The organism is Bacillus sp. GMs2/2, from assembly GCF_050172095.1.
Taxonomy (GTDB): Bacteria; Bacillota; Bacilli; order Bacillales; family Bacillaceae_G; genus Bacillus_A; species Bacillus_A cereus.
Genome location: NZ_JBNLYE010000172.1, coordinates 1 through 8,478 on the forward strand (window position 1 = coordinate 1; position 8,478 = coordinate 8,478).

Below are 8,478 nucleotides of genomic sequence, written 5' to 3' on the forward strand. Positions count from 1 at the left end.
TGTTTAAAGTCTTGTTTATCGACTCTGAACTTCTCTCCAGTAGCAACGTTTTTAATTAAATATGTTGTACGCTTAAATTCTCTAATGTAATAGATCACTAATCCAACTAAAAGGGATATACACATTGTTGCTGGGATAGCTAAAATACAAAGAACGATAATGAGCGCAGAAATTTTATCTGATTCATAAACTCTTTTTAACACTATGCGTTTTCCAGAAGCAGCTTGCGCTTGGTGTAATTGTTGCATGCGTTGTAGCGATGCGACGGTATCATAACTCACGTGTTCAACCTCCTATTTTAAGTTGTATTGAATTAATACATATTCATAGTATTTTATTTTGATGTAACTACACTGTTATTGTACATTTTGTCTACCTGTTCTTTATTATATCCATATGACAGTGTCAATCTGTCATCTACAAACAAACAAGTGCCTACATTAAAGCCTCGACACCCAGCCATAAATTTAGAAAGTTTAGGAATAAAACCAATTGCTTCAATATCCATTAAAATAAAACGTACTGGAATCGCTCTTTTATTTTGCTGTGCACCTTTTAACATATGGCTCATAAATGAAAAAATTCGATTTCCTATATCGGGCATAAAGTCTTCTTGTTGTTGATCATGATCTGTATACGTGAAATAAACAATTATTTTACGCTTTAATAGTTGCAGTAAATCTTGTTTAGAATTTGAATGTAGTTCTGTATAAGGAAGTAATAAGATTTCATAACCCTGATCATATTTTAGAGCAGATGTTTTTTGATACATAATGCCTTTGTAATCTAATACAAAAAGTGATTCCGCTTCAAAACCTATGATAAATTGCTCTACTTCAATTAATCCATTTTTAGGATCATAATATTTTTCAATAATTCGATTTAATGTTTTGAATGATGGTTGTTTTGACATTGTAATTACTCCTGGTTATATTTTTTCTCTTGGTGTTTTTCAGTGGCTAATTTTTCAGATGTTTTCCTGCTCACCTTAACTTTTAATCCGTATTTTCTTTCGTAAAGTTCTTCAAAAACTTCCTCTATTTTTCGTTCACCGTATACTTCTTTTACAATCCTCAAGTTGGTTTTGGGTCTAGGCATATATTATATTATCTCCCCTCTTCAATCCAAATTTCTTCCACAGTCAGATCCAAAGCTTTTGCAATACGAAGCGCAACTCTTAACGTAGGTTCACTTTTTCCTCTTGCTATCATGCTTAATGTTTGGTCTGTAATACCCACCAGTTTCGCAAGATCAGACTGTTTTAGCATTCGTTCGGCCAAGATTATCTTTAATTTACACTTCATAAAATCCCTCCTTTTTCAATGTTCTATTTCAATTTTTAAAAACCTCTAATATTTTTATTTGTGGACAAACAAGTTTTAAAGTTCTACATCATATACCTATATTACTTCCACTCAGAAGCCCACGAAGACTTCTACTTGGAATTCTAAATGGCATCGTAGATATTAAGAGAGGAGAGGGTTGCATGCGTTCTCAGTATAGTTATCTCAATGTAACGCCGTATTTATATTCATCAAAAGAATTACGTCACATGTATAACGAATCAAGTTCCAGAAAAGAGACGGAATCTATTCTTACTCACATGAGGAACCATGAAGTATTTGATAATAAAGAATACAAAGGGTATTTCAACTTATCACAAGTTATTGAAGAAGATTTATATGGAGAAGAGGAAGATATATTGAATTGGCAAGATTTAATGGAGCGGTATCAAATTGTAGCTACCAAATTAGGGATTAAATTTCGTGAGAAAGAGGAACTGGTTGAGGAGGAATGGCTATGACACTTGCAGGAGAAGCAGTCATTATTTGGACGGCAACAGGTTTGTCTGTAATTGCGATGAGTGTAGCTGAAAAAATGGGGAAGAGTGTTCCACATTGGCTTCCACGTATAACCTTGTATACGACGCTTACGGGCTCGTTCTTATATCTTCTACGTTATGTTCTCGTTATGTTTCTATGAAGGAATATGATGTGGAAGAGAGGGACAGTAGAATTCATAAGCGAAAATGCTTGTTCTGTCTTCTTCCAACAAAGTGCAATGATATCCTTATAGGATATCTAAAGGAGAAATGTTTATGCTGGAATTACTATTGGTCCCGACGACAGCTTTAACTATTGCATTCGTAAGTGATCGGTTTAAAAGTAAAATAGATGATAAAAAGAAGATACAAGTATTTTTTGAAGTGTCAGGAATTGCAATTAAAAAAGATGATAGGATTCATTATCCAACATTTAAGAAGCGAACTCATGATGATCGAAGTACAACATATGTGTATGAGTTGCCTGTTGGTATGCCGAGTAAAATTATTCAAAAAGTTGAAGATGTTGTAAGTGAAGGGTTAAATAAACCTGTTCGAATTCAGTACGACAATTATAAATTGAACATACGTGTATTCGATCAAGAAATACCGAAGAAATGGGAATGGTCAACAAATTTAATTCAAGCTGGAAAATGGCTTGTGCCAATCGGGCAAAGTTTAGAACAATTGGTTTATCATGATTTTGATAAAACACCACATATGACATTAGGTGGTTTAACTCGTATGGGAAAGACTGTATTCCTAAAGAATGTGATGACATCTCTTATTACTGCACAAGCAAACAATACGCACTTGTTTATTATTGATTTAAAAGGAGGATTAGAGTTCGGACCATACCAAAACATAAAGCAGGTTGATTCTATTGCAGAAAAGCCACTGGAAGCTTTTCAGGTATTAAGCGCGATTCTAAAAAAGATGGAAGAAAAAATGCTTTTTATGAAAGAACACCATTATACCAATGTGGTAGAAACAAATATAAGAGAACGCTACTTTATTATCGTAGATGAAGGGGCAGAACTTTGTCCTGATAAAAGTATGAATAGGGAACAACAAAAGTTATTAGGAGCTTGTCAACAGATGCTTTCTCACATAGCGCGAATTGGTGGAGCATTAGGATTTCGATTGATTTTTTGCACACAATATCCTACTGGCGATACTTTACCACGTCAAGTGAAACAAAACAGTGATGCAAAATTAGGATTTCGGTTACCAACTCAAACAGCTTCTCAAGTTGTCATCGATGAAACTGGTCTTGAATCGATTGAAAGTATACCAGGGCGTGCGCTTTTTAAAACTGATCGATTAACAGAGATTCAAGTCCCTTATATCTCAAATGAACAGATGTGGGGCGTATTAAAACAATACGAGGTGAAAAAGGATGCATATGCAGACACATATCAAAATGAATCGTCAGATGATGATTTTGACCTCGATTAGAACGCTAAAATTTGCGACAAGAAGACACTTAATGGCAATTCACGATATGGGAGGAATTCGAAATGCAAATCGAATTTTAAAAGATTTAAGTCCATATGTGAATAGTACCGTTTATAAAAAAGAGCATGTATATTACCTCAATAAACAAGGACGTGCGCTATTCGATGATGTAGAAAAGGTTGTGCCCACCATTCGATTAGCACACAGCCTCATGAGAAACGAAGCGTGGCTGAATCTATTTTGTCCTGAGGATTGGCAGATAGAAGCCCCTATACGTTATAAAGTAGATGACAAGAAGCGAACCATTATTCCGGATGTAAAGTACCGTGATAGTGACGGGATTCTCAATGCAGTCGAAATAGATCGTACACAAATGATGAATGTGAACAGTGAAAAAATGAATAAGTATGGTGAATTCACGGTGTATTATAAAAACAAATATAACGGGAAAGTCCCTATCCTTCATTTCTTTACACTCACACCATTTAGGCAAAAGACGCTAGAACAATTTGCTGTGCAGCAAGGTGTATATGCAAAGGTATATGTGATACCTGAAGTGTAAAAGAGAGCATCACATACCAAATTCAGGGTCAAAATAATATTTGTTCATCAAATTGTTTACGATACCGTTGAAATACGCAAACTTACCCTTTTTCATTTTGACTCCATCTTTTACCTTCATCGCAAATTCTTTCATAGCTTGTACACCAATTTGTAGTTCTTGTTCTTTGTCAAACGCCGTTTGGCCTGTTGTATGATTTATTACACAATTGCATTGTTTTACGACCTTCCAAAATTCTTGAATTGTTTTAGCTTTTGAATAAAATGCTGAAGTTAGGGAAACGAAACGTTTCGGAACCCAGTGGGCTACAAATTCAGCACATTTAATGTTTTCTTTAGGTACAGCATTATTGTCATTACCATTACGTTTATTTATATCTTTACTCTTTTGTTTTAAGATTTTAGTATTTGTTTTAACGGTAGGACACTTCTTAGTCGTTTCAGTAGGGCGCTTGTGGGACACTTCATTTACAATTGGTTGGATAATAATTGCATTAGAAGTTTGGCGCATATCTTTTTTTCGCTTCATGGCTATTTGCTTAATTATTCTTAAAGTCACAAGTTTCGTCATTAAACGTTGTACAGTTTTATATGATACGCTCATTATCTCAGCTATTCTATTTTTACATAGGAAACTAACACCTACGTATTTGCAGCTATGACGCTTTAAAATTTCAAGTAATGCAATTAATTTAGATTGTACATCTGCACGTTTAATAGACGTTTTAATTACATCTCTGTATACTCTAATCGTTTGATTTAATTCCTGTACATTTGAAAATGTTGATAAATTATGATAGGACTCTGGTTGAGCTAATACATCAATACACTTTTTCATAACGGTTTGTCTCCTTTTTGGAAACAAAAAAGCAACGTCACCGATTTATTGGTAAACGTTGCTTAATACCCCTTGTATGAGGTAAAATAACACATGAGAGTATAGCAAGTGTTTACCTGGTCAGCTCAGGTGGACGGTATATACGGTGGTCCAACACCATATATACACGCTGTGCTCTTTTGTTTTTATGGTCACATTTTGGTAACGAATGAATAAAATTTAAAATTTATTCATGATTTTTAACGTTACACAAACCGTTGATATATAAGGGTTTATTACTATTTTTAAAACGAACGTAAATAACCTTTATTGACGAACAGGGTCAATTCCTTTTTTTGTTTTCAAATTCTTCTTCTGAAATGACTTTAAATCCGTGTCTTTTAAATAAAGCAGTTGTCACTCCGAAACCAGTTTGCTTATTACCGTTAAATTCTCCAGTGTAAATCGTAGAACTACCACAAGATGGGCTGCGTTCTTTTAAAATAATATATTCTGGGTGTAAATCTTTAATTTGTTCTAATGCTTTATAAGCACCATTTACGAAAGCTGCTGTGACATCTTCACCATTTTTTGTTATCACTTTCGCTTTTCCGTCTAAAACGTCGTCGCCATTCCCGCCAATAATTTCAGCGGAAGGACGAGGTGTTGGTAGTCCTCCTAATACTTCAGGGCAAATGAGGACTGTATCTTCTTTTTGCAGAAGCTCCTCTATTTTTGAAACAAGATTGTCATTCCCGTCATAACGGCAAGCAATCCCACCTAAACAAGCGCTAATTACAATCATATTTTCATCTCCATTAAAAAATATTAACTATTACGCCAATTTCGCTTCCTGCCTCTTACTTATAAATGAGGTGATATAAATGGGAAGCTTATATAATTTAATGAAACCATATAGTGAATTTCAAAGTAAAGAAGAGTTTAATACATATCAAAAACAAGTTTTGAAGTGCTACCGATTTCAATTGAATAAAACTGATTCTATCATTATTCATTTTTTAGGAAAATATGCGGTGAATGAGAAACAAAAAACAGTAGGAGTCGCTTGTCCATTAATGGGGACGATTGCGACGAATGTTGGAAAGAGTATTCGTACAGTACGCCGTTCAATTGCAAAGTTAGAGGAACTAGGAATTATAAAGCGTGTTGCAACAAAAGAAAGGCATAAACGCGGCGGGTATAGTGCGAACTTATATGTATTTCTTACATCTGCAATTGACCGCATGGATGACCGTATGAAAATGTCCGCTTGTAAAACTGAGGATAATGCAACTGGCTGTAGTAAAAATGAGCAAAAAATTGCTGGGAAAACAATTCTTTCTAAAAACATTTCACAAATAAAAGAGAAAAGAAAAGGAACGTATGAGTTTGATGAGACGTATTGCCGTCATGATATACCGAAGCCTTTTATATACGCACTGGTGCCGATGACGAGTAATCCGAAGAAAATTAATATATTTTGGAGTAAGGTCGAGCTTGCGTATAAAAAGAGTGGGTTACTAGAACAAGGTGTTTTACTAGAGCAAATATTAGCTGACGAAGAAGTGTATGGAAATTTAATTTGGCGCGTGAAAAGTGTTGTAAGAGCATATAAATATGGGGAAATTCGTAAAGACATTGGGGCACTTTTATACAGTACAGTGCGAGATTTATTTTTAGAGGTTGGATTAGAATGGGGAGCAGCATTAAGGAGAAGTAAGGGAATATCACTATTTGATCCATTCAAAAAAGAGCCATGCGTATAATACATGACTCTAAGTGGCTAATCGAACTTCCTTACAACTGGAACACGAATCGCTACAAATAGTACGAATACAATAACAGCTATTGCACCACTTTTCATAACGGTTACGATTGGAATTCCCATTGCAAGTGCAAGTGATGTGAATGCATAAGAGAGCGGGATAAAGCCCATTGATGATAGCATAAGTAAACTCATTACGCGTCCCATCATTTCTTCTTTTACTGTCGATTGAATCATTGCCATAAGCGGTACAATCGCCATTGCGATTGTAATACCATAAAACATGCTGGCTAATAGTGCTTGCCAAAGTACGGTGCTAAAGTTGATGGCTAAGAAGAATACACCAGACAATAGCATCATGATAATACAAAATAGACCGCGTCTACGATTAATATTTTTTAAACCGACAATGATAGCACCGATTGCCATTCCGCCGCCTACAGATGCTTCTAAGTAACTAAACTGGAGCGAATCACCATGCAGAACGTTTTTAACAAAAAGCGGGAAACCAACTTGCATCGGGCCGATTAAAAATAAATTTAAAAAAGCGCTACAAATAAGGAAAGTTGAAAGGAATGGCGATTCCTTTACATATAAGATTCCTTCTTTAATGGAAGTGAACATACCTTTATCTGTATCTTTTTGTTCTGGCATCGTAAATTGTATTTTTTGGACGAGTATGGCAGCGAAAATCAGTAATAAAATCGTAATGGAAAAGATTGTCTCATAGTTCGTAAATTTAATGAGTATACCACCAAGTACAGGGCCTAAGATGACCGATGCTTGGTTCGTCATTTGTGTAAGTGAATTTGCTTGTGTTAACCGGCTTTTTTCTACCAATTCCGGTAAGATAGATCCATCTGCTGACCAGAAGAAAGCATCAGCAAGTCCAAAGAATAAAGCGAATAAAGCAAATGTATATAGTGTTACATCACCGACAATGAACCATGTGAGAATGGTTGCGACAAGAATCGCTCGAATGATATTGGAGTAAAACATAATGTTTTTTTTCGGGAATTTATCAGCTACAGCGCCGCCGACAATCATAAAAATAAGCCTTGGAACACTAAGGGCTACGAAAACAACACCGAGTGAAGCTTCAAGGTTTAATGTTTTTGCTATGTACCACGTTTGTGAAAAAGTAAAAAAGGCTAAAGCAAAGCTTGAAAAAAGAGTAGCTGCCCAAAGAAAAAGGAAATTCGTATTTTTTAATAACGGTTTTCCGCTTCCTTCTAAAGCAGTTTTATTTTGTTGTAGTTCCTCCATATTGCTTCCTTTCTATGTGACGAATTTAAACTAAAAAACCTATTAACAATCGTTTTATACAGTTTCTAATATTTCTATACTGCACTTTCTCATTGTAGACAATAATAATGAATTTGCCCAGTAGCTATTTAACGACAAAAAAAGATGCCGAATGGGCATCTTTTTTTAGGCTAACGCAATATAAATATCCAATTGGACGTTGTTTGGATCTAACGCTCTTTCATCGTAAAGCTCAAAGTCTGTTGTGAAGGCACGTTTATTTTCTTTCGACCATTTCCAAATATATTCCCAAGCTTCACAAACGACTTCAGCAACTGGTCCCTTTCTTGTTGTAAATACCGCATATGTAGCGGCAGGTATTGTTAAAGTTGTCATATTTTCAGGAACGTCTTCTAATGAAGAAACAGGCATACCGATTGTAAATTGATATGTACCGGTTTCATCTGATTCGTAGTTTGAGTAGAAAGCGAATGTTTCTTTCGTTTGTTGATTTGGGATGTGATGCATCATTTGTTCTTGAAAGTATCGGTTCCAAAGTTGTGGAATGTTTCCTTCAGTAGATGCCTCTTTTTCATTAGTCGTCGTAACCGAAACGCCGATTGCGTGGAAAGCTTCTTTTTTTACGATAATAGGTTCTTGTAGCATAAAAAATTCCTCCTTTTTTTAAAAAAAGAACATTTGTTCTTGTTTTAATATAACATATTTTTACATGTAACGGTTGTTGTTTTTAGAAAATTTTAATCATAAAAAACAAACTGAAAATAACTAAAAAATGGTAAATTTTCTATT

General features: G+C 34.9%; 13 protein-coding genes. 5 read left to right on the forward strand and 8 right to left on the reverse strand.

Annotated features, from left to right (window positions below):
• The 4 genes from ACQGS6_RS18605 to ACQGS6_RS18620 form a co-directional block, all read right to left on the reverse strand.
• A partial coding sequence (locus ACQGS6_RS18605; protein ID WP_426965409.1) for a hypothetical protein occupies window positions 1-281 on the reverse strand: 281 nt, incomplete at its 3' end.
• A gap of 53 nt (window positions 282-334) precedes the next feature.
• Complete coding sequence (locus ACQGS6_RS18610) at window positions 335-913, reverse strand: type IV secretory system conjugative DNA transfer family protein (protein WP_000043398.1); 579 nt, start codon at window positions 911-913, stop codon at window positions 335-337.
• A gap of 5 nt (window positions 914-918) precedes the next feature.
• The gene (locus tag ACQGS6_RS18615) at window positions 919-1,098 is read right to left on the reverse strand and encodes a hypothetical protein (protein ID WP_001137905.1); all 180 of its coding nucleotides are present in this window, start codon (window positions 1,096-1,098) and stop codon (window positions 919-921) included.
• Between the two features lie 8 nt (window positions 1,099-1,106).
• Window positions 1,107-1,304, reverse strand: coding sequence for a helix-turn-helix transcriptional regulator (locus tag ACQGS6_RS18620; RefSeq protein ID WP_000649833.1), 198 nt, complete (start codon window positions 1,302-1,304; stop codon window positions 1,107-1,109).
• Window positions 1,305-1,486: 182 nt separating this feature from the next.
• On the opposite strand from ACQGS6_RS18620, the gene ACQGS6_RS18625 reads away from it, so the two are divergent.
• The 4 genes from ACQGS6_RS18625 to ACQGS6_RS18640 all read left to right on the forward strand — a co-directional run bounded on the left by ACQGS6_RS18625 (window position 1,487) and on the right by ACQGS6_RS18640 (window position 3,842).
• Entirely contained in the window at window positions 1,487-1,804 is a 318-nt protein-coding gene (locus ACQGS6_RS18625; protein ID WP_426965410.1) for a hypothetical protein, read from the forward strand.
• Complete coding sequence (locus ACQGS6_RS18630) at window positions 1,801-1,983, forward strand: hypothetical protein (protein WP_000170777.1); 183 nt, start codon at window positions 1,801-1,803, stop codon at window positions 1,981-1,983. Before ACQGS6_RS18625 ends, ACQGS6_RS18630 begins: the two co-directional genes overlap by 4 nt.
• Before the next feature lie 115 nt (window positions 1,984-2,098).
• Entirely contained in the window at window positions 2,099-3,280 is a 1,182-nt protein-coding gene (locus tag ACQGS6_RS18635; protein WP_406644088.1) for an FtsK/SpoIIIE domain-containing protein, read from the forward strand.
• A complete protein-coding gene (locus ACQGS6_RS18640) occupies window positions 3,222-3,842 on the forward strand; it encodes a replication-relaxation family protein (protein ID WP_426965411.1) in 621 nt (206 codons plus the stop codon). Before ACQGS6_RS18635 ends, ACQGS6_RS18640 begins: the two co-directional genes overlap by 59 nt.
• A 9-nt stretch (window positions 3,843-3,851) precedes the next feature.
• On the opposite strand, the gene ACQGS6_RS18645 is transcribed toward ACQGS6_RS18640, so the two are convergent.
• Together ACQGS6_RS18645 and ACQGS6_RS18650 are read right to left on the reverse strand one after the other, a co-directional pair.
• A complete protein-coding gene (locus ACQGS6_RS18645) occupies window positions 3,852-4,679 on the reverse strand; it encodes a cytosolic protein (RefSeq protein ID WP_098487674.1) in 828 nt (275 codons plus the stop codon).
• A gap of 322 nt (window positions 4,680-5,001) precedes the next feature.
• On the reverse strand, window positions 5,002-5,463 hold the full coding sequence (locus tag ACQGS6_RS18650) for a DUF523 domain-containing protein (protein ID WP_000635484.1): 462 nt from the start codon (window positions 5,461-5,463) through the stop codon (window positions 5,002-5,004).
• Between the two features lie 79 nt (window positions 5,464-5,542).
• Here ACQGS6_RS18650 and ACQGS6_RS18655 point away from each other — a divergent pair, with 79 nt between their 5' ends.
• On the forward strand, window positions 5,543-6,424 hold the full coding sequence (locus ACQGS6_RS18655) for a helix-turn-helix domain-containing protein (protein WP_426965412.1): 882 nt from the start codon (window positions 5,543-5,545) through the stop codon (window positions 6,422-6,424).
• Between the two features lie 17 nt (window positions 6,425-6,441).
• On the opposite strand, the gene ACQGS6_RS18660 is transcribed toward ACQGS6_RS18655, so the two are convergent.
• Window positions 6,442-7,689, reverse strand: coding sequence for an MFS transporter (locus tag ACQGS6_RS18660; RefSeq protein WP_426965414.1), 1,248 nt, complete (start codon window positions 7,687-7,689; stop codon window positions 6,442-6,444).
• 165 nt (window positions 7,690-7,854) lie between these two features.
• A complete protein-coding gene (locus ACQGS6_RS18665; RefSeq protein WP_000938791.1) occupies window positions 7,855-8,334 on the reverse strand; it encodes a GyrI-like domain-containing protein in 480 nt (159 codons plus the stop codon).
• Between the last annotated feature and the right edge of the window lie 144 nt (window positions 8,335-8,478).